27 protein-coding genes, 1 tRNA gene and 1 riboswitch are annotated in these 20,588 nt (G+C 25.0%); of the genes, 14 read left to right on the top strand and 14 right to left on the bottom strand.

Annotation, left to right across the window (positions count from 1 at the left end; all coding sequences use genetic code 4):
* Position 1: 1 nt before the first annotated feature.
* The 8 genes from AACK95_RS00950 to AACK95_RS00915 form a co-directional block, all read right to left on the bottom strand.
* Positions 2-703, bottom strand: a complete 702-nt coding sequence (locus AACK95_RS00950) for an acetyltransferase (protein WP_338980408.1) — start codon at positions 701-703, stop codon at positions 2-4.
* Between the two features lie 50 nt (positions 704-753).
* Complete coding sequence (gene cls / locus AACK95_RS00945) at positions 754-2,277, bottom strand: cardiolipin synthase (protein WP_338980407.1); 1,524 nt, start codon at positions 2,275-2,277, stop codon at positions 754-756.
* Between the two features lie 100 nt (positions 2,278-2,377).
* Positions 2,378-2,468: transfer RNA gene (locus tag AACK95_RS00940), tRNA-Ser, on the bottom strand.
* Positions 2,469-2,668: 200 nt separating this feature from the next.
* A complete protein-coding gene (gene nrdE / locus AACK95_RS00935; RefSeq protein WP_338980406.1) occupies positions 2,669-5,275 on the bottom strand; it encodes a class 1b ribonucleoside-diphosphate reductase subunit alpha in 2,607 nt (868 codons plus the stop codon).
* Positions 5,276-5,292: 17 nt separating this feature from the next.
* Positions 5,293-6,312 carry a class 1b ribonucleoside-diphosphate reductase subunit beta gene (nrdF, locus tag AACK95_RS00930; protein ID WP_338980405.1) on the bottom strand — a complete coding sequence of 340 codons (1,020 nt, stop codon included), beginning with the start codon at positions 6,310-6,312 and terminating at the stop codon, positions 5,293-5,295.
* Positions 6,313-6,469: 157 nt separating this feature from the next.
* Positions 6,470-6,635, bottom strand: a riboswitch (cobalamin riboswitch).
* A 189-nt stretch (positions 6,636-6,824) separates the two neighbouring features.
* On the bottom strand, positions 6,825-7,418 hold the full coding sequence (gene coaE, locus AACK95_RS00925) for a dephospho-CoA kinase (protein WP_338980404.1): 594 nt from the start codon (positions 7,416-7,418) through the stop codon (positions 6,825-6,827).
* Between the two features lie 10 nt (positions 7,419-7,428).
* Positions 7,429-8,367: a tRNA (adenosine(37)-N6)-threonylcarbamoyltransferase complex transferase subunit TsaD gene (gene tsaD, locus AACK95_RS00920; RefSeq protein WP_338980403.1), complete on the bottom strand. Its 939-nt coding sequence runs from the start codon at positions 8,365-8,367 to the stop codon at positions 7,429-7,431.
* A complete protein-coding gene (locus AACK95_RS00915) occupies positions 8,342-9,169 on the bottom strand; it encodes a purine-nucleoside phosphorylase (protein WP_338958059.1) in 828 nt (275 codons plus the stop codon). Before AACK95_RS00915 ends, tsaD begins: the two co-directional genes overlap by 26 nt.
* 212 nt (positions 9,170-9,381) lie before the next feature.
* Here AACK95_RS00915 and AACK95_RS00910 point away from each other — a divergent pair, with 212 nt between their 5' ends.
* The 14 genes from AACK95_RS00910 to AACK95_RS00845 all read left to right on the top strand — a co-directional run bounded on the left by AACK95_RS00910 (position 9,382) and on the right by AACK95_RS00845 (position 15,257).
* Positions 9,382-9,606: a hypothetical protein gene (locus AACK95_RS00910; RefSeq protein ID WP_338980402.1), complete on the top strand. Its 225-nt coding sequence runs from the start codon at positions 9,382-9,384 to the stop codon at positions 9,604-9,606.
* A gap of 537 nt (positions 9,607-10,143) precedes the next feature.
* Positions 10,144-10,482, top strand: a complete 339-nt coding sequence (locus AACK95_RS00905) for a hypothetical protein (protein ID WP_338980401.1) — start codon at positions 10,144-10,146, stop codon at positions 10,480-10,482.
* A gap of 1 nt (position 10,483) precedes the next feature.
* Positions 10,484-10,609 carry a hypothetical protein gene (locus tag AACK95_RS00900; RefSeq protein WP_338980400.1) on the top strand — a complete coding sequence of 42 codons (126 nt, stop codon included), beginning with the start codon at positions 10,484-10,486 and terminating at the stop codon, positions 10,607-10,609.
* A gap of 188 nt (positions 10,610-10,797) precedes the next feature.
* Positions 10,798-10,998 carry a hypothetical protein gene (locus tag AACK95_RS00895; RefSeq protein WP_338956925.1) on the top strand — a complete coding sequence of 67 codons (201 nt, stop codon included), beginning with the start codon at positions 10,798-10,800 and terminating at the stop codon, positions 10,996-10,998.
* Positions 10,999-11,033: 35 nt separating this feature from the next.
* Positions 11,034-11,294, top strand: a complete 261-nt coding sequence (locus AACK95_RS00890; RefSeq protein WP_338980399.1) for a hypothetical protein — start codon at positions 11,034-11,036, stop codon at positions 11,292-11,294.
* Between the two features lie 12 nt (positions 11,295-11,306).
* Positions 11,307-11,630, top strand: a complete 324-nt coding sequence (locus tag AACK95_RS00885) for a hypothetical protein (protein WP_338980398.1) — start codon at positions 11,307-11,309, stop codon at positions 11,628-11,630.
* A 209-nt stretch (positions 11,631-11,839) separates the two neighbouring features.
* Entirely contained in the window at positions 11,840-12,031 is a 192-nt protein-coding gene (locus AACK95_RS00880) for a hypothetical protein (RefSeq protein ID WP_338980397.1), read from the top strand.
* A 2-nt stretch (positions 12,032-12,033) separates the two neighbouring features.
* The gene (locus AACK95_RS00875) at positions 12,034-13,089 is read left to right on the top strand and encodes a hypothetical protein (RefSeq protein WP_338980396.1); all 1,056 of its coding nucleotides are present in this window, start codon (positions 12,034-12,036) and stop codon (positions 13,087-13,089) included.
* 9 nt (positions 13,090-13,098) lie between these two features.
* Entirely contained in the window at positions 13,099-13,629 is a 531-nt protein-coding gene (locus tag AACK95_RS00870; protein ID WP_338980395.1) for a hypothetical protein, read from the top strand.
* Positions 13,630-13,713: 84 nt separating this feature from the next.
* Complete coding sequence (locus AACK95_RS00865; RefSeq protein WP_338980394.1) at positions 13,714-13,959, top strand: hypothetical protein; 246 nt, start codon at positions 13,714-13,716, stop codon at positions 13,957-13,959.
* 170 nt (positions 13,960-14,129) lie between these two features.
* On the top strand, positions 14,130-14,357 hold the full coding sequence (locus tag AACK95_RS00860; RefSeq protein WP_338980393.1) for a hypothetical protein: 228 nt from the start codon (positions 14,130-14,132) through the stop codon (positions 14,355-14,357).
* Positions 14,290-14,649, top strand: a complete 360-nt coding sequence (locus AACK95_RS00855; RefSeq protein WP_338980392.1) for a hypothetical protein — start codon at positions 14,290-14,292, stop codon at positions 14,647-14,649. Before AACK95_RS00860 ends, AACK95_RS00855 begins: the two co-directional genes overlap by 68 nt.
* A gap of 323 nt (positions 14,650-14,972) precedes the next feature.
* Positions 14,973-15,095 carry a hypothetical protein gene (locus tag AACK95_RS00850; protein ID WP_338958064.1) on the top strand — a complete coding sequence of 41 codons (123 nt, stop codon included), beginning with the start codon at positions 14,973-14,975 and terminating at the stop codon, positions 15,093-15,095.
* A 30-nt stretch (positions 15,096-15,125) separates the two neighbouring features.
* Entirely contained in the window at positions 15,126-15,257 is a 132-nt protein-coding gene (locus AACK95_RS00845; RefSeq protein WP_338958066.1) for a BspA family leucine-rich repeat surface protein, read from the top strand.
* Positions 15,258-15,370: 113 nt separating this feature from the next.
* Here the strand turns inward: AACK95_RS00845 and AACK95_RS00840 are convergent, their stop codons facing one another.
* The 6 genes from AACK95_RS00840 to AACK95_RS00815 form a co-directional block, all read right to left on the bottom strand.
* Positions 15,371-16,234, bottom strand: a complete 864-nt coding sequence (locus AACK95_RS00840; protein WP_338980391.1) for an ABC transporter permease — start codon at positions 16,232-16,234, stop codon at positions 15,371-15,373.
* Positions 16,227-17,132 carry an ABC transporter ATP-binding protein gene (locus tag AACK95_RS00835; RefSeq protein WP_338980390.1) on the bottom strand — a complete coding sequence of 302 codons (906 nt, stop codon included), beginning with the start codon at positions 17,130-17,132 and terminating at the stop codon, positions 16,227-16,229. The genes AACK95_RS00840 and AACK95_RS00835 overlap by 8 nt, the downstream gene beginning before the upstream one ends.
* Before the next feature lie 148 nt (positions 17,133-17,280).
* Positions 17,281-18,684 carry an MFS transporter gene (locus tag AACK95_RS00830; RefSeq protein ID WP_338980389.1) on the bottom strand — a complete coding sequence of 468 codons (1,404 nt, stop codon included), beginning with the start codon at positions 18,682-18,684 and terminating at the stop codon, positions 17,281-17,283.
* A 44-nt stretch (positions 18,685-18,728) separates the two neighbouring features.
* On the bottom strand, positions 18,729-18,989 hold the full coding sequence (locus tag AACK95_RS00825; RefSeq protein WP_338958078.1) for a hypothetical protein: 261 nt from the start codon (positions 18,987-18,989) through the stop codon (positions 18,729-18,731).
* A 29-nt stretch (positions 18,990-19,018) separates the two neighbouring features.
* The gene (locus AACK95_RS00820; RefSeq protein WP_338980388.1) at positions 19,019-19,456 is read right to left on the bottom strand and encodes a glycerophosphodiester phosphodiesterase; all 438 of its coding nucleotides are present in this window, start codon (positions 19,454-19,456) and stop codon (positions 19,019-19,021) included.
* 161 nt (positions 19,457-19,617) lie between these two features.
* On the bottom strand, positions 19,618-20,565 hold the full coding sequence (locus AACK95_RS00815; protein WP_338980387.1) for an IS30 family transposase: 948 nt from the start codon (positions 20,563-20,565) through the stop codon (positions 19,618-19,620).
* Positions 20,566-20,588 lie beyond the last annotated feature (23 nt).

Raw genomic sequence — 20,588 nt, 5'->3', positions numbered from 1 at the left:
TTTAATCAGAGCCTAAAGTAATATTACCACTATTTCCTTGGAAAAGTTTTAACTTTAGTCTTTGATTATCAATATATAATTTAGCTAAACGAAACATTTTGCGATCTTTAACCAAAATTCAATCAATAGCTTCAACAGGAATTGTTTCGTATATTTGAACACGATTAGTATCAACATTTAAACCTCAATCTTTAGTAGTGCTTTGAAATAGTTTATGAATATCAACAGAAATAATAACTATTTTATTAACATCAACATTTTGCTCTGCACATCACTTTCAAAAAAAATGACGTGTTGAATTACCTAACTCTAATTCTAAATAAGTAGCATGTTCTAAATAAGTTCAAACAATATATTCTTGCTTTGGCAATAATTTAATTTGTGAAGAAGGTTTAATTCCTTGTTCTAATATTAAAGTAATATTACTAACATCAGTATAAAAAAATAAGTTAAAAATATTTTTATTTTCTAAATGTTTAATAATTTGAATAGTTGATCTTCTTCTAAAATTTAAAAAAATATTATTACGTTTTTTATTATTCGTTGAAGTAGAAGATTTATTAGATTTTTTTTGTTTTTTAAACCTATTAAAAAAAGGAGTTTTTTTTTCATTGTCTTCTGATAATTTAGAAATATCCAAATTAGGTTGATTTTCATCACTAAAATATTCTTTAATTTTTTTAATTCGTCGACTTCAACCCATAAATTATGACCACCTTATTATTAATATTTACCTAATTATACTAAATTTTTTTAAAATAATGGTGCTAAAATTCTAAGCAATAATAAAAATACACCCCGATAGGCAAAACTACGATGTAGTAGTGGATTACTAATAATTAAACTAGAATGAATAAAATCTTTTTCAAATGAAGCAGATAAATCACTATTTGTTTTACTATCATAAACAATTACTAAAGTTTGATGATCTGAATAAAGACTACGATAATCAAGATTAGTTGAACCAATAATAGTAATATCATCATCAAAAATACCAGACTTAGAATGGTTAAAAACATTATTATATTCGTAAATTTTAACACCTGACTCAATCAATGAATCATAATAAGTTCTTGACATGTCTAATGATAAAAATTTATCAGTAATTCCGGGTAATGATAATCTAACATCAACACCAGAATAAGCACTATTACGCAATGCAGTAATTAAATCGCTAGTTGGAATTAAATAAGGAGTACTAATTCAAACTCGCTTTTTAGCATTACTAATAAATTTAATAAATAAATCTTTTTGAATTGTTTCTTTAGTAATAGGTCCATCATCAATTACTTGGACAATAATATTATTTTTAATTTTTATTTCAGATTTTTCAGCACTAATATCAAGAATATTACCAGTAATAAAATGCCAATCTTGTCTAAATATTAAATCAATTGATTTAACAGCTTCCCCAACAATTCTAATTTGGGTATCTCTTCAAAAGCCATACTTTGCAGAAAGATAAATATAGTTATCTGCTAAGTTAACTCCACCAGCATAGCCAATATTCCCATCAATAATAATATCTTTACGATGATTACGAAAATTATAATTTCCTGTCATAAATGGTAATCTAACTGGTGAAAATTTATGAATAATAATTCCCATTTTTTTCATTTTTCATATTTTATATTTTGATAAACTAAAATATGAACCAACAGCATCATAAATCATATAAACTTTAACTCCCACTTCAATCCTTGCTTTTAAAACATTAATAATTACTTCTAATAGCTCCCCTTCACCAAGAATAAAATAATTAATAAAAATATAACTTTTTGCTTGTTTTAAATCTTCAATTAATTTAACAAATTTATTAGGACCATTATTTAAAATTTGAACATCAGTATTATTATAAAATGGTCGATGAGAAATTCTTGTTGTATAGTTAAATAAAGATAAAGTATCTTCACTCAAAGTTATTTTTTTTGATTCTAAAATTGAATTAGCAAAAGTTCAATCTTCTTGGGTATAAAAATAACTATTTGTTTTTAAATAAGCTTTTTGTTTTCGTCGATAACGATAAGGACGACCAAAAGTTCAATATAAAAAAATACCGATGATTGGCAAACATAAGGTAACCATAATTCATGATAGTTTTGCATCTTGCATACGATTGGTAATGAAAATAATAATACCAGTTAAAATAGTTAAAGTAATAATTATCATCAAAATAATTCATGAATATTTAATATAATTAAATATAACAAAAACTATTGTTGCAATCAAAGCAATATATAAGATTAATGATAAAAGTAAGTTTACTCGTTTACGCATGATTTCTCCTTAATATAAAGAGTTCTTTATTAAATTATATCTAATTATTAATAAATTTATTATTTAAAAGTAAAAAAAGCAATTAATGCTTTTTAAATAATGGCGGAATGGGAGAGATTCGAACTCTCGCGACAGTTTCCCGTCCTAACTGATTAGCAATCAGTCCTCTTCAGCCTCTTGAGTACCACTCCAAAGTTATAATAATTATTTTTTTTACAATTATTATTATAACTTTAATTTTAAAATTTACTATGTATTTTTTAATTTTTTTTAAAAATCCTATATTCCAAAATAAAATTTCACTATTTTTTAAATTAAATAAATAATATATTACTAAATTTGTTACAAATTTATTTTTTACTTGAAACTACTATTCAATAATCTAATTAATTTATACAACACAAACATTACATTGATAATTTTCACTATCCTCTAAAACCTCTTGACGAATACGAACATAATAAATTGATGAACAACCTTTTTTAAAGGCTCTAATATAAGCTTTATTTAAATCACGAGTTGTCGCTTTATCAGTAATAAATAAAGTTAAAGAAATTGCTTGATCAACGTGCTGTTGTGCAGCTGCTACAATATCAATAATTGGATTAGGACCTAATTCATATCCACCTTCAGTGTAATATGATAAATTATTATCATCAATCTTATAAGCAGGAACATAAACACGACCTAATTTCCCTTCTTTTCGTACCTCAACAGGAGCGACTACCGGTTGTAGACTTGGTGTACACGAAGATAAATAACTAATTGAACCAGTGGGTGCTACTGCCATTAAATGTGAATTAGCCAATCCCGTTTCTTTAATTTTTATTACTAATTCTTTTCATTGCTTCTGAGTTGGAATCATAATGTTATATTTTGTAAATAATTCTTGTATTTTTTTTGTTTCAGGAGTTCATTTATCTGACTGACATTTTATGTATTTATCAAAATATGAACCATCAGCAAATTTTGAATTTTTAAATCCACCAAAACTTCCAAATTTTAATGCTAATTTATTTGAAGCACTAAAAGCATGATAAGCCATAACATAAAAGAAAATATTAGTAAAATCAATTGCTTCTTTTGAATCATAAAAAATATGATTTGTTGCTAAAAATCCATGTAAATTCATAGCGCCTAAACCCAAAGCATGATTTTTTTTATTTCCATATGCAACTGACGGAGCACTAGAAAAATCACTACTTCTTGATACGTGGTCTAATGAATGAATTGCTTGAAAAATAACCTCACCAAATTCACTTCCACTTTCCATTACTTTTGCAATATTAATACTTCCTAAATTACAACTAATATCTTCACCAATTTCTTTAAAACTTAAATCACTATTAAATTCACTAGCTGTACTTACTTGAATAATTTCACTGCACAAATTACTCATAACAATTCTACCGGGATGAGCATTATTTTTATTTACTGTATCATCAAATAATAAATAAGGATATCCACTTTCAAAATGTAATTCAGCAATCATTTGAAATAATTTGCGAGCACTAATAAAATTTTTACTAATTTCAGGGTTTTTTAACATATTATAATACTCTTTAGTAATAGAAATATCTGTCATTGCTTTACCATAAACTTTTGCAATATCATAAGGACTAAAAAGTGCCATCTGTTCATTGTTTTTTGCTAATTCAAAAGTAATATCAGGAATAACTACTCCTAAAGACATTGACTTAATACGAATTTTTTCATCTGCATTTTCACGCTTTGAATCTAAAAATAACATAATATCTGGATGATGAACATTTAAATAAACTGCCCCAGCACCTTGTCTTTGACCTAATTGATTAGCATATGAAAATGAATCTTCAAAAATTTTCATAACTGGGATAACGCCTGTTGCTTGATTTTTAATATTTTTAATTGGAGCTCCAAATTCTCTTAAATTTGTTAAACACAAAGCAACTCCACCACCACGTTTTGATAACTGTAATGAAGTAGTAATAGCGCGAGCAATTGATTCCATGTTATCTTCAATTCGTAAAAGATAACATGAAGTGTATTCACCTCTTTGTTTTTTCCCTGCATTTAAAAATGTGGGAGTAGCTGGTTGAAATCTACCAGACATAATTTGTCTTAAAATTTTACTAGCATGTTCAATATTACCATCAGCGAAAAATAAACTATTCATAACAACTCTATCTTCATAATTTTCTAAATATTGTTTACCATTAAAACTTTTTAAAGCATAAGAATTATAAAATTTTAAAATACCCATAAAACTCGTAAACTGATAATTAAAACTGTATGCTTCATTTGTTAATCGTTCAATTTCCGTAATTGAATATTTATTAATTATTGTTTCATCATAATATTGATTTTTTACTAAATATTCTATTCTTTCTTTAACGGTTTTAAAAAGCAATAAATTTGGTTTAATATGATTTTTCATATAAGATTGTGCTGCTTGCAAATCAAATTGTGCATTATTAGTAGTTTTTGCTCTAGCATTTAAAGTAACATATTCATCACTTTCTAAAGTTCCAGATAAAGTATTTATTTCATTGGTATTTTTTTTATCTTTATCTCAAAAATCTACTAATATATTTTTTATTGTTGATACATCATTATTAGTTCCTAATAATTCAAATTGAAATAATAGTGGGACATTTAATTTTTTTGAAAGAATTGGCCCGGCAATTGCAAAAGTATCACCAAAATTAGTATTCCCCGACGCAATAACACCACGACAAAAATTACGATTTTGCTTATTATTTAAAAATTTAATTACCTGTTTAGGAACCGCCCCTTCTTTAATATCACCACCCCCACTATATGTTGGTGTTATTAACACATAATCTTTATCAACTAAAATTTCCTCTTGTAAATCGTGAGGAATTCTTGAATTTAAAACCTCTAATTTTTGAATAAAACGATGAGTATTATTTGACAAAGAAGAAAAATAAACAACATGAATTTTTCCCTCTGGCTTTAATATTTTTTGGTTTGAAACTTTTACAACATCATTATGCATTTTTTTCTCCTTTAAAATTAAAATTCTCAATCTTCATCTTGCGTTTCTACAGTAATGCCCATTACATAAGATGAACCATTACCTGAAAAGAAATCGTGATTTTCATCAGCTCGAGCTGATAATTGATTAAAAATTTCTGGTTTAATTCTTGTTTGTTCTTCGCTAAAAGGTGAATCATATCCTAAATTTTGTAAAAACTTACCAGCATTATATAAACTAAACTTAATAGCATCTTCAGCTAAATTAAATTCTTGATATAATTCTGTTAAATATTGCTTTTCTAAATCAATTAATTTAAACAATAAATCAAATACAAATTTTTTCATTTCTTCTTGTTTTTCTTTTGGTAACTTTTCAACTTTTCTTTGATATTTATAGCCACTATAATAATTATGAATAACTTTATCACGTAAAATTAATCTAATAATATCTGAAGTATTAGGTAATTTACTACGAGCAGATAAATAAAATGGTAAATAAAAACCACCATATAATAAAAAACCTGGCATTAAAGCGGCAGCTACTTTGGATTTTAAAGGCTCATCACTTGTATAATAAGGAATTAGTGCACGTGCTCTGGCTTGTAAACTTTCATTATTAATTACTCATTCATGAGCAGATTCAATCTGCTCACTAGAACATAAAGTTGAAAAAATTGTTCCGTATGATCGAGCATGAACTGCTACCATAAAAGCAAAATTTGTGTAAATAACTTGTTCATGATCAGTTAAAGAATTAGGTATTTGTGCGATATCACCAACTGTTGCCTGAATTGTATCTAATAAAGTTAAACCTGTAAATGTTCTTGTTATTAACTCTTGTCATTTTGGATTTAATGTTTTTCAAGAAGTTAAGTCATTAGAAACAGGAATTTTTTCTGGTAACCAAAAATTTTGAGTAATACGGTTTCAAACCTCTAAATCTTTTTCATCATTGATTACATTTCAATTTACAGACCGCATTTTTCCATTAAAATTTTTCATAATATATTCTAATGGTGACTGTGATTGTTGAAAATATTTGTTATCTTTTGCCATTTATTATTACCCCTCTACTTAATTACACAACTAAAAACATCCCCTATATTATATAAAGGATGTTGTCATTATTAAAAATTACTTTATTAAAATTACAAATATTAAAAAATAAAAGCAATTATTAAAAATAATCATTAATTCACACCCAGGAATATAATATTACTTAAAAAATTAGACCGGTCTACTGGCTTAGCTTCATTTTACTTGTTACCCTTCTCAAAGTTTTATCTTCAATGGTTTTGTAACGTTCATCAACATCACAGTTGCTGGGGCAGCAAAGAATTCTCATCTTTTTCCCGAACATCTAAAGTTCCTTGTTATTTAGTTGTATAAATATTCTACTACAAGAAAAACAATTTTGGTAATTTATAAATACATTACTATGTATTTTTTTAACCTCAACTATTTTAAAATTATTCTTAATTTTTTTATTATGAAAATTTTCATTTTAATATACAAAAATAATTTAATATATTTTACTATTGTTTTTTAAAGTAAAAAAACATTAATCTCTATACTTTATTTGTTAATAACTTTTTTTCAACTTTTTGTAATTGTTTAATAAAATCATTAATAGTACCGTTATTTTTAACAATAAAATCAATATCTTTATTTAAAATTAAATATTTTTTTTGTTGATTTAATAATGAAATAACTTGTAAATCATTAACATTATCACGTTCTTTTATTCGTTGGATTTTTTTATCTTCCTCAGCCTCAATTAAAAGAATTTTATCAACTAATAAATTTAAATTTGCATTAAATAATACTGCACAATCAATAACAATTAATTCTTGGTGTATTTTATTACGAATAATATCTTCTTCAACAATTTTTATCATTTTTGGTCAAATAATATTTTCTAATTTACGTAAAATATGAGGGTGTTGAAATGCTTCATACCGTAATTTTATTTTATTAATTATTTTATCATTATTAATAAAAGTATCACCGAATTCATTAATTAATGCTTTTTTTGTTTCTTTTAGTGTATAAATATGTTTAACAATTTTATCAACAAAAATAACATACGCACCTTTATTTTGAAAAAAATTTGTAGCAGTTGTCTTACCTACTCCCGCTTCACCAATAATACCAATAATCATGAGTTCACCCTTACTTATGTTCAATTTGATAACTTGCAAGAATACCAATCATTGCTGCATTATCAGTACAGTATTCTAATTTTGGAACAATTATTTTTAAATTTGGATATTTAATTTTTAAATCTAATACTGCTAATCTTAATTGCTGATTAGCACTAACTCCTCCTGCTAAAACTAAAGTTTTTGGATTATGTTTTTTTAATGCTAATTCAATTTTATTAATCAATACTTGAATAACTGTTGTTTGAAAAGAAGTTGCAAAATTATTAAATTGTAACTTACCTTTTTCTTTATTTATCAAATTAGCGCAGGCTGATTTTAAACCACTAAAACTAAAATCTAAACTATTATCATTTTTAGGTAATGGTAATTTATAAGTTGGCTTTCCCAATTTAGCACTTCGTTCAATTTCAGGACCACCCGGATATTTTAAACCTAACATTCTTGCAATTTTATCATAACATTCACCAACAGCATCATCTAATGTTTGACCAAGTATAGTGAAATTTAAATGTTCATTTGCCAACATCAACTGTGTATGACCACCACTAACTAATAAACCAAGTACTGGAAATTCTCATTCATTATTAATTAAAGAAGCATACAAATGTCCATACAAATGATTACACGGAAGCAATGGCTTTTCTAAATAAGCAGCAATAGTTTCTGCTATAATTTTACCTACGTGTAAACAACTAGCCAGACCAGGAGTATTAGTATAAGCAACAAAATCAATATCCATAATTGAAATGTTAGATTTTTCAATTGCTGTTTGTAAGACAGTAGCAATATTTTCACTATGAGCTCGTGCTGCTAATTCTGGAACAACACCACCATATTGTTGATGAAGCTTAATTTGTGAAGCAATAATATTACTTAAAACCTTTTTATCTTTAATAACAGCAACACTAGTTTCATCACAACTAGTTTCTATCGCTAAGATTATCATCAATATCCTCTTCTTTATAATAAGCAACTGCTGATTCTAAAGCTAAAATCATCATTTTTTTAAAACTAGTTTCGCGTAATGCTGCTGAAATTGATTCACCGGTAATAAAAGAATCAGAAATTGTTAATAAACAAGCCGCATTTTTTTCTAAATGTTTTGCATTAGCAAATAAGGCAAAAGATTCCATTTCTACTGCTAAGCATTTACTAATTAAAGGATTAGTTTTATAATCATTATCATTAATACGATAAAATACATCACTTGAATGAATTAAACCCGATCTTAAATTTATTTTTTCACTTACTATATACGAAGAATTTTCATTTTTTTGCTGATCAAATTCATTATCAATTTTTTGTGCCACTTTATTAATAATTTTGCTAATATTACCAACAGATTCAATTTGATTTTCATCAATATTAGCAGCATATTTAGCGAAAGTAGATTCACTATATACTTTAGTAGTATTAATAATATCATAAACTTTAACATCTTTTTGATATGAACCAGCGCTACCAACACGAATAATACAGTCAACATCATAAAATTTAAATAACTCATATGAATATATACCAATTGAAGGCATACCCATACCACTAGCAGCAATAGTAATATTATATCCTTTATATTTTCCAGTAAACATTAACATATTACGAACATTATTTACTTGTTTTCAATCTTGTAAAAAATTAGAAGCAATAAATTGAGCACGTAATGGATCACCTGGCATAATTACTACTTTTGCAATTTGATCACGAGCAGCTTTGATATGAGCTGTTGGAATTTTTTCTTTATTTTCCATATATTCTCCTTTTTTTAAATAATAATAGTTATTATAATATATTGTTAATTTAGTAACAACATTAATATTTTTAATGACTAGTTTTTTATTTTAAAAATTAAATTTAATTTTATAACTTTTCATACTAATTAAAGAAAATAATTAAAGCAAGTTTTAATGCAACAAATGTATTTTATTTTAAAACCCAAAAAGATAGTAATGGTAATACTGTTATGATTGGTGGTATTATTGAAAGTACTATTGTAAATGATTATTTTAAAGAATATGAAGATTATGAACGATATGTATATTTAAGTGCTTTATCACATAAGCACTACTTACGGACTAGTGAAATAGGTTATTTAATTCAAAGAGATAAAGATGTTTTGACTTGGGCTGATAGAGTTTTTGGTAATAAAGTTGAAAAAATAGATTTTAAGAAAAGAGTTTTACATTAAAATATTATTTTATTTATTTTGTGTTGTATATTATAATTTTATTAGGGTTAATGAGAATTAAAATGCTAAATTGTAAAGGTAAGTGCAACTAAATTATTTTTCTATCCAAATATTCGATTGGTGAAAGATAATTTAGTTGCACTTACCTTTACAATTTAGCTATTTAGTAAAAAGTTAGGAATTGATATATGAAATATTAATCAAAGACCTACTACTAGAAATAAAGTTATTAATAGTTATAAAAAGATATTTTTAGGTTTAGGAACAATTGGTTTAATTAATTATGCTAAGTTTGTTCAGTATATAGATAAGTCAGTTGCTTTATTAAGAGATGAACCTTGTTTTTGACCACCTTGCCCTACTGAACCCCCAAGACCAACATATCCACCGTTTACAACTGTTAAACCTATAATTGATATACCTTTTGTAGATTGAGATACTTATATATCTTTAAATAGTTTTGGTATAGCGAATGTTATTAGTGGTTTAACTGAGTTAATACCTAATAGATTTGAAAATATAAGAAAAATAGCAAATATGGCTACTGGTGGTTGTTTGATTTCAAGTGGTGTTGCAATGGGTATAAACAATAATTTTAATAATTATTTTGCTATTCCTACCATTATTGCCGGAGCAAGTGAGATTATAAATACTTTATTGTTGCCATTAGGAAATACACATAATAATACAGAGTTACAAGAAGTATTTACTGGTGAAAGAGCAAGATTAATTAATGGTAGTGTTAATGATTATCAAAGTACAAATGACAGTATGATTGATGTTGATTTAAATGATGATAGTATGTCGGAGATTAATTTAGATAGAGCAAGTTTAAACTGGGATTATTCTTATGCTTATACATTAGGTGGTATTTAAAATGAAAAAAGATAAATGAAAAAATATGTCAAGACAAAAGTTACACAAGAAAAAAGCAAAGAGAAATTTTGAACAAAGATTAAGTGAAAATATGAGTTTTGATAATTTTTTAGGAAGTAAAAAATAATGGTTAAATGAATAGTTGTGATATTGGCTGTGCTTGGTACTTCTTGGGCTTTTAAAGGTACTATTAAAAAATAATTTGAAAATTTAAACATAAAAAACACAATGTAATTGACCCAGATTGTTGGTATTGTAAAGAACAAAAACGTAAAGAAAGAGCAAGAAAAGAATTAGAGGAGGGAGGTGATTAGTATGCCAAAAGGATTAAGTGCTTTAATAGAAATGATTGGAGGTATTGGCCAAAAATTATTAGAATCTTTTAGTTATGTTTTTAACTGAGTATTTGCGGGTGATTCTATAATGACAAATTGACCGGTATTAATTCCAATATTTATGATGGTCTTAGTATTTATTAAAGAATTTATTGGACATATTATTCGTGGATTTAGATAGAAAAAATTAAAGTTGGTTTTTAGGAGGTAATAGTTATGATTAAATTATTTTTTGCAATAATTTTTGTTTTTCCTTTATTAGGTAAAAGTTTACCTTCTTTAAATAATATTGTGCAAAATATTTTGCAAAGTTATATTACTGATTTTTCTGGTTTACATAATTTGTCTTTGGTTATTAAAAGTTTTATTTTTGGTGATAGTTCACAACAAATAGTTTCAATGCCAGTACCATTGTTAGCAATTATTTTAGTACTTTTTACTTTTTCATTAATTTTAAAATTATTAAAAATAATATAGGAGTAATTTATTATGGGTGTTGCTTTTATTTCAAAAGTTATAGAATTATTTGGACAAATTTTTATGAAATTTTGAAATTTGCCAATGGCAGATTTAGGTTTTAATTTAGGAACTTTTGTTGTTTTTATTCTTTTAATAAAGTTTGCTATGTCAGTTTTTTTAAATATTGATATTCAGCCAGTTTCTACATCGGGTACTGTAAAGCAAAGTTATAGAAATATTAAAGGTAGTTCAAGATTTGTTGGTAAGCAAATGGCTAAACAACATGAAAGAAAACGTTTAAGAAATAAGGCTAAGGGTGTTGAAAATAAAAAAGGGAAGTTTATAGGTACTTAGTTATGAGTGATTTTGTTAATAGTATATTGCATTTTATTTTTATATTTTCTAAAAAGGATATTGGTATATTTTTAAATACAATGAATATCAATAATCATATTTATATTTTGTTTAATTTGACTTTTTGGTTAGTATTAGGTGTATTTTTTAATTTTATTTATCGTAGTATTAAATTTATTTTTAGGTCATTATTTGGGTAGGTGTTAAGTATGAGTGTTTGAGATATTTATAATAAAATACATCAATGTATTGTTGATTATTGAACTATGTTTATAGGAAGCCCAGTTGACCAATTTACTACTATTTTATGAAATTTAGTAGTTTATGGAACAGAATTTTTTATTGGATTTATTATATTTTATGGTTTATGATGAGTTTTAAGATGTTTGTTTGGTAAATAATTATGTGATTTAAGTTTGTCAAGTTATTTTTTGTTGTAAATACTTCTATTCAAGCACCAACTTCTTTGATTGTTTCAAATGTACCTAGTGAAAGTGATTATACTATAACTAAGGATATGGTTAAAGCTGTTAAATATAATGATTTTAATGATTGAGCGAGTGTTCCATGAAATTCTGCATATTTTGATGTTGGGCAACCCGATTTAAAGTTAGTTTCTGCTAATATTCATAAAACTGCTGTTACTCCTTATTCAATTCAATTTCATTCTGATGTTGTAGGTAATTTTGATAGGTGAATTAATGATTTATATACGGATTATACGTTTACAGAGCAAGATTTAGAACAATTATCTTTTATTTTATTTAATCATAATTATATACAATCAGGTAAGTTTAATGAATTAGTTTTTTGAAATAATAATGTTTCTAATAATTTAAGTTTTAAATTGACTTTTGAAATTACAAAACCTTTAAGTTTTTATATTCAAGGTTTTATGTTTTATCTTTCTGCTCAAAATTTTAGTTATTTTTCTTCTGTTTATACATTTTCATTTTTAGATTATGAAGGTAATATTCGTTATAATTTTAAAGGTGTATTAAACGATAAGGATAGTGTTTATAATTTAGGAAAATATAATTTTGTTACTATGCCAGTTCGTGTTCCAAATTTAAAACATTTAACCATTAATTTTGATTTAGCTTCACTAACTAGTGGTAACGGTTTGTATGTTAAGTTTGGTCAGATGAATATTTTTTCTGCCCAAGATATTAATCCAGTACCACCAATTAGTCCTTTTAATCCAGAGTATGAGCGAGTTAGTTGATATGATGTTTTTGGTCAATTACGTAATGTTTTTAGGTGATTACTTTATGGCGTTGTTGGTAAAGTTTTACCAGTAGAACCATTAAGACAGTTTCTTTTTACAACAGATAGTTTATTACGACATATTTTTTCAGATACTATTAGTACTGCTTTAAATGTTGATATTGTTAGTGGAATAGAAAATATTATACCTTTATGATTGTTTGTTAGAGCAATTAGTTTAATTGTAGGTTAGGAGTTTATTATGCCTTGATATGGTTATGTGTTATTAGTTATAGGTTTAATTATGATTATTTATCCAATTTGTATAACTATTTGTAATGTTAAAATTTTAAAACGAGTTGGTAGTTATATTATTTCAGCACCTCCAAGAACTGGTAAGTCTGCTCTTGCTTGTTGTTTAGCACAAACTCATAAGAAAAGAGTAATTAGTCCTTTCCCTATTAAATTAAAAAATGGTTATTCTTATTTGGTTAATTATAATGATGTTTTTACTTTTAATCAGTTAGCAAGTAATTATGCTTTTGAGGAACAAGATTTAATAATTTTAGATGAATTAGCATTAAAGATAAATTCTAATGATTTAGGAATGCAGTTTAAAAATCAACAAGAAAGTTTAGGTCAATTTTGTAAATTAATAGGTCATATGTTTAATGGTACTATGTATTTGATTGAACAACACCCTAATAGAATACCAGTACAAGCAAGAGAAAAAGTAGAGTATGTTGTGCAAGTTAAAAGAATGCGTGTTTTATTCTTTTTTTGTTGTGTTTAATATTAATTTATATACTAATATTGACGATTATAATAAAGTAGTGTTTTCACGTCGTAGAACAAAGAAAATGATGAAAAAGGTATTATGCCTCCAAGTTATAGTGGTGAAGCAATGGCTATGACCTTATTTTTTCCTAGACATTGGTTAAAAAGGTATAATTCGCGTGCTTTACATTATGTACATGAACTTAAAAGTGAACTGTCACCTAAAAAATATCTTAAAGAAGCAAGTAGTATTGATATGACTTATAGTGATATTAAATCTGCTGGTTTGGATAAATTAGATAATATTTTAAAGAAGAAAGATAAACCTAAAAATAAAGATAAATAAAAATGATTATAGTTCCAGTGAACCTACTGGAACTATAATTTGGGTGAGCCACGTAGTGGCGAGGGACGTAGTCCCTATATACTTGAACTAAATAATGTTTAGTTTATAAAAAACTCATTACTTTATTTTAAAGTAAATGAGTTTTTATTTTAAAAAGGTGGGAAACATAAATGTTTAAAAATTTAACTAAAGGAAATAAAAAAGAAATAGAAGAATGCCAAAGAAAAATGAAAAGTTCTTCTGAAAATCGGAAATATTTACAACAAAAAATATATTTTGAATGAGAAAAATTAGATCAAATAAATTGAAGAACAGAAGCAGAACGAGTAATTGAAACAAATGATAATAAGACCATTAGAACAAAAATTGCGAAAAGAAGAAAAAATATGAATAAATAATTATAAACAAATAGAAGTAATAAAAAATAGACCATATTGTCAAGAAGAGAGAAAACAACGAGAAGCATTAAAAAGTCAAGAATTTGAAAAATTAAAGCATGTACGTATGAATGAACCATCTGTTTATCATGATGGAACTTTTGGTATACTTTTTGATACAGTTTTAAAAACTGGTGAAAAGTTAAAAAGTTCATGGAATGAAACTAATAAAATCAAAATTAATGAAACACCTAGTTGTTCTCATTGAGAAAGAAGGGCAAATAGCAATCCATATAGTTCTCCATTTAAATAAATTTTTATATTTAAAAATAACTAATTTCATTAATGAAATTAGTTATTTTTTATTTCTATCATAAACTAAACACTTATTGAATTTATTTTTAAACAACTTAAATTATAATTAACTTCTTAAACTTAAGAAGTTATTAGGGAAAACAAAAAAAAGGAGATCTTAATGAAAACATTAATCAAAACATTAAGTGTTTTAACACTTGCAACAACCACAGGTAATTTAACTAGTTTATTCAAAAAATAATATTATAACTAATTATATTGAAAATAAAACACAACAAGACACAATTTATATTGATAAAAACGGAAAACAAATAACAACTAATGAAAAAAGATTTATCAAAGATAAATAGTAAAGAAATTAGTCAAATTGGATTTTTTAAAAATATATCAGGAGAAATTCAAGTTGTTAATATGCCAAGAACAATTGAAAAAATACCTAATTAATTACCACCAGAAATAACTTCTTTGAGAAAAATGTTCATAGAAGCCAAATCATTTAACCAAGATCTTTCAAAATGAAATGTAAATAAAGTAACAAGTCATGAAGAATTTGCTATTGGTTCACAAATTGATAATTCTAATAAATTACCAAAATTTAAAAACTAAAATCAAAAATTTTAATAAAAAGGTAATATCTTATTGACATTAAATAAATAAAAATATCTTTAAAACTTTAAAGATATTTTTATTAAACTCATTTATTAAACAATATTATCAATTTACAAAGATAAATCTTTTTTAATAAGAAAATAATTTCCTAATGGAAATAAACCAAGAGGTACTATTAACATTATTGGATATTGTCAAGCAAAATCTAATGCTCTAATAGAAAAAAGCGGTGCTTTTGCTACTTCTGTAACACCGGGAGCTGGTCTTATATTTGGAATATCACCAAACTTAAATGGAGAATTAAATAAAGAAGCAATTGTCATATATTTAAAATATTTAAGGTACTCAAGTCCAGGCATAGAAGAGAATAATGTCATTGTTTGAAACAAAATAAATACTGTTGAAATACATGTTGCTACTGAAAGAGAAATAACTGACTTATTAAAGTAACTAATAAAAGTTCAATTAATTGATGCTCAAAGTAAAGCCAATAATATTAAACCCAAATTATATAAAACAAGATATCCAAATTCTTGAAGCTTAAAATCTTGAAATCTAATTGGAAAAATAATTAATTGAAAAACAAAAACTGAACCATATAATATTAATATTGAAAAAAGCAAAACAAAAAGTTTTGAATTTAAAATAGTTTTTCTAGACATTGGCATTGTTAATCATGAAGCTAAATAACCTTTATCAATTTCTTTAGAAACCAAAATATGATTTAAAATTAAACTAAAAGAAAAAATTAATATTAACCCCGGAATACCAAAAAAAACAAAATTAAGATAATTCATGCCACCTAATCCACCTAAACCTGATACTCCATGTTCTTCACCAATTAATGTCATAGTTGGAGCAAGATAATCTTGTGTTAAAATGGGAGCTATTAAAATACATAAAATTATAAAAAATAATATTAATGGAATTTTAATATTTTTAAATTGTGATTTAACAAATCTAAAATTAATCATTAAAATTTACCTCATCCTTATAAAATTTAATAAAATATTCTTCTAAACTAAATGGTAATTCTTTAAAATTATCAACTTTATAAAGCGATAATTCTTTTAAAAACTTATCAACATTAGTACTTAAAACATTCAGTTTAATAACTTTTGTTATATTATTTTTTTCAATAATATCTCATTTTTTATTTAAGAAATCATTATAATCTTTCACTGTTGAAAATTTAATTTCATAATTTTTCTTAGTAGAATTTTGTATTTCCTTAATTGATATTTCAGAAATTATTTTCCCTTTTTTAATAACAGCAACTTTATCACATATATTTTCAATTTCGCCAAAAATATGGGAACTCATAAATATTGTTGCACCTTCATTTTTAGAATTTCTAATTAAAGTATTAAACCTTTCTTGCATTAAAGGATCTAAACCTGAAGTTGGTTCATCTAAAACCAAAACTTTTGGTTTATGCATAAAAGCTGAAATAATCGCTACTTTTTGTTTCATACCCTTAGACATTTTTTTAATTTTTCTTTTTGCATCAAGTTCAAAATAATTAATTAATTTTTCAACATATGCCCAAGAAATATTTTTTCTAATATTAGCTACTGTCTTTAAATAAGCAATTCCTGACATATAATCAGGCAATGTTACTTCACCAGCTAAATAGCCAAGAGATTCCATAATTTTTGCCGATTCTTTTCAACAATCATAATCTAAAATCTTTGCAAAGCCAGTATCAGATTTAATAAAACCTATCATTTGTCTAATAACAGTAGTTTTTCCAGCACCATTAGGGCCAATAAAACCATAAACTTCACCTTTGTTGATTGAAAGATTAATATCAAAACAACCAATATTTGGAGAATATTCTTTAGTTAAATTTTTTAATTGAATTATATTCATATTTTCCTCCAAACTAAACTAATTCATGAAATTATTATAAACCAAAAAGAAGAAAATATAAATAATGGTATGTTTCTTTTTATAAAAGAATCTTTAATATACTATTTTCAAGTTTTATAAAAAATTATCATTTAATTTAATTAAATAATTAAACGTTTCCTAACTCACGAAAACGAAATGAAGTTTTATTTAGTTTCTTTAACTCTCGTTTATTTAAAATATAAATAATTATTCCGGCAATTAAACCAACTAAAACACAAACGATAGCAATAATTAATAAAATTTGAATTCCCTGCAATGAATAATTTCGATGACCATCAACCACATAAGAATTATTTGGCAATTTTCCAATGGCTGAAGCAACATAATTAAATCAAGCATCTGGAGTAAAAGCAATTCAAGAAATTAATGATATTGTACTAGCATAACTATTTTTTTCCATTGGTAATTCTCCAACTTGAACAAATCTTAACGTCAATAATGCTCAACCTACACAACCAATAAACATAAAAAGTAAACACATTATAACTTGAAATAAAATTTGAACTGCTTTTGATGACTGTAAAAATCAAGCATTACCTCAACCAGGGATAACTACATATAAAGAACATGCAATCATTCCAACTAATAATAAAAATATTAAACCCAAAACGTAAGACTTTCACTTATCAGCTCAACGACCAATTGGACTAGCAACTAAAAATCTTAAACCATATGAACGAATTCCACCAAGAATAGTTACTACACCAACAGTAACACCAACTTCTGTTAAAGCATCTTTCATATAATATGCAAAAGTAGACTGGAACATGTACATTCCAAAAACAAAAATACCACAAAGTCAAACTCGCAAAAATTTCATTGGTTGAAATAGTAAAATTATTTTTTCTTTTCAAATAATTTCTGTTTCTTCACGTTTTTTATTAGGAATAAATATTCAAACTAATAATGCCATTATAAGTACCATACCACAAATAAAATAAGCAAAAACTAAAAATGGTATTTTTGTAATAAAATCATTTTGACCATACTGATTTTGTAAATTTTTAGTTAAAATTGTTATTCCTGTTGCAATTCCAGCAATAAAAATTAAACCAAATAATCCCAAAACTGTGCCTTCAAGACCATAAGCAACCCCTTGTTGTTCTTTTGTTACATTCTGTGATACTAATTTTCAAAGTGGTGCTCAAAAAAGTCCGGCAATCGAAATACCCCATATTGTATAAATAATATACAATTGAATCATTCGTATATTTTTATCCATATTAAGTTGAATTATTAATGTTCATCATAAACCACATAATCCAGTTATTATAAGTGATACTATCATTATTTTTTTTGCACTAAAACGATCAGTAAGTCAACCGCCTGGAATTCTAGAAATAAGAGCAACAAAACCATAAATAGCAACAACAAAATCAAACTCATCTTGATTTAAATTAATATACTGATTAAAGTTAGGAATAATATATCGTAAATAAAGTACTCCACTAAAAACAAATAAATCAGATAAAGCTAAAATGCTAATAATCAAAATAGTTTTATTATCCAAGTTGTGCGTAAAACTTTTTCAACATTTACTTAAAAATATCTTCATTATTTATTTTTCTGCTTTCATAATAATTTAGGATTATCACTAATATAGCCAGCTACTTGATTACCATAGATTTCATTTATCTTCACAGCTTCTTCATCACTCTTAAATGTTCATATATTTAACGGTTTTTTTAATTTTTTTAACTTACTAATCATTTCAAAATCTAAAACTACGGAAATTGAAGGATGCAAATAATCAAAGTTTTTAATATACCTTTCACTAAAATCATTTTTATTTTCAAATAAATAACCTTTTTTCATAGGATATTTAATTCTTTTAACAATTTCGTTTAATAACTGGTGATTAAATGAAGAAACAATAATTTCAGCTTTACTTTTTTTTCTAATTTTTTAATTTCTGAAAAAATAACCATTAGTTGATTTGAGGTATATTTACGATTAATTTCTTCTTTAATTTCAACATTAATCATTTGATAATTTTTACTTAATTTTTCAATAAAATCATTAAATAATGGTGGAATTCATTCTTTATTATTTTTAAAAAATTCCAAATTAATAATTTCTTCATATAATAAACTACTAACCTCACTTTTATTATTAGTAATTCTTTCAAATGTATCATCATGAAAAATAATTACTTTATTATCTTTTGTTAATCGAATATCAAACTCTACTGCTTGGCAAATTTTCAAAGCATTTTGGAAATCAATGATTCGATTTTCACCTTCTGTAGAACGAAATCCACGATGTGCCACTAATAATGCCATAAAATAAACACCCCCAATATTCCTATACCTAATTATTTTACACTAGACTTGTTTTGTAATTAAAAAAGTACTTTGTGTTTCCCAAAAATTCAACTATAAAATTTTATTTTTTTAAGTTTAAGTAAAAATTAACAATTGCTAAATTGTAAAGGTAAGTGCAACTAAATTATTTTTCTATCCAAATATTCGATTGGTGAAAGATAATTTAATATTTTTCTCGGTCTTTGATTTAAAGACAATATAAATTTATGAACTTCATTTTTATTAGTTTTTGAAAAAATAAATTTTTTAGGAAATTTTTCTCTAATTAAACCATTAGTATTTTCATTAGTACCTCTTTGTCAAGGTGAATATGGATTGGCAAAATAAATTTTTACATCTAATTTTTTTTCAAGTTGTTGTCAATTTGAAAATTCTTTGCCACGATCAAAAGTAATAGTTTTAACAATGTTTTTAGGAAGAATTGATAAATAATAACTGACATTTTTATTAATAACTTTAGTAGTTCTGTTTTTAACTAATATTGCTAAAGTAAATCGTGATACTCTTTCAACTAAAGTTATTAAACATGATTTGCTTTTACCTCTTGATGATATAGTATCTCCTTCTCAATGACCAAGTGTTATACGATCATTAACATTTATATCTCGTTCTTTAATTGATTTACCATTAAACTTGCCACGATTTTCTTTAGATTTTCGTTTTTTACCTTTTCTTCTTAAATTTTTACTAGTAACTTTATCAAGCATTCCAAAATAAATTCAAGTATAAATTGTTTTAAAACTAATAACTCACTCTTTATGAAAATTTTTAATTCTGCCATAAATTTGTTCAGGTGATCAACCTAATAGTAATTTTTGTTGTACATATTTTACTAAATTCTTATTTTTAAACTTATGAAAACTAATATGTGATTGTTTTCGATTTTCAGCTTTATTTTGTGCAATTAATGAAAAATAATGATTATTATCTTTATTTCTATTAATTTCTCGAATAATAGTACTAATACTTCGATTAAGATTTTTAGCTATTTCACTAATTTTAAATTTAAATTTCAATTGATTCTCAATATAAATCCTTTCATCTATGCCAAGATGTTTATAACTCATATAAAAACTCCTTACTTTTTTCT

The sequence above is a fragment of the Spiroplasma endosymbiont of Lasioglossum malachurum genome (assembly GCF_964020065.1).
Lineage (GTDB): Bacteria > Bacillota_I > Bacilli_A > Mycoplasmatales > VBWQ01 > Spiroplasma_E.
The sequence above is the reverse complement of the archived record's forward strand: the minus strand, read 5'-3'. Positions and strand labels throughout refer to the sequence as shown.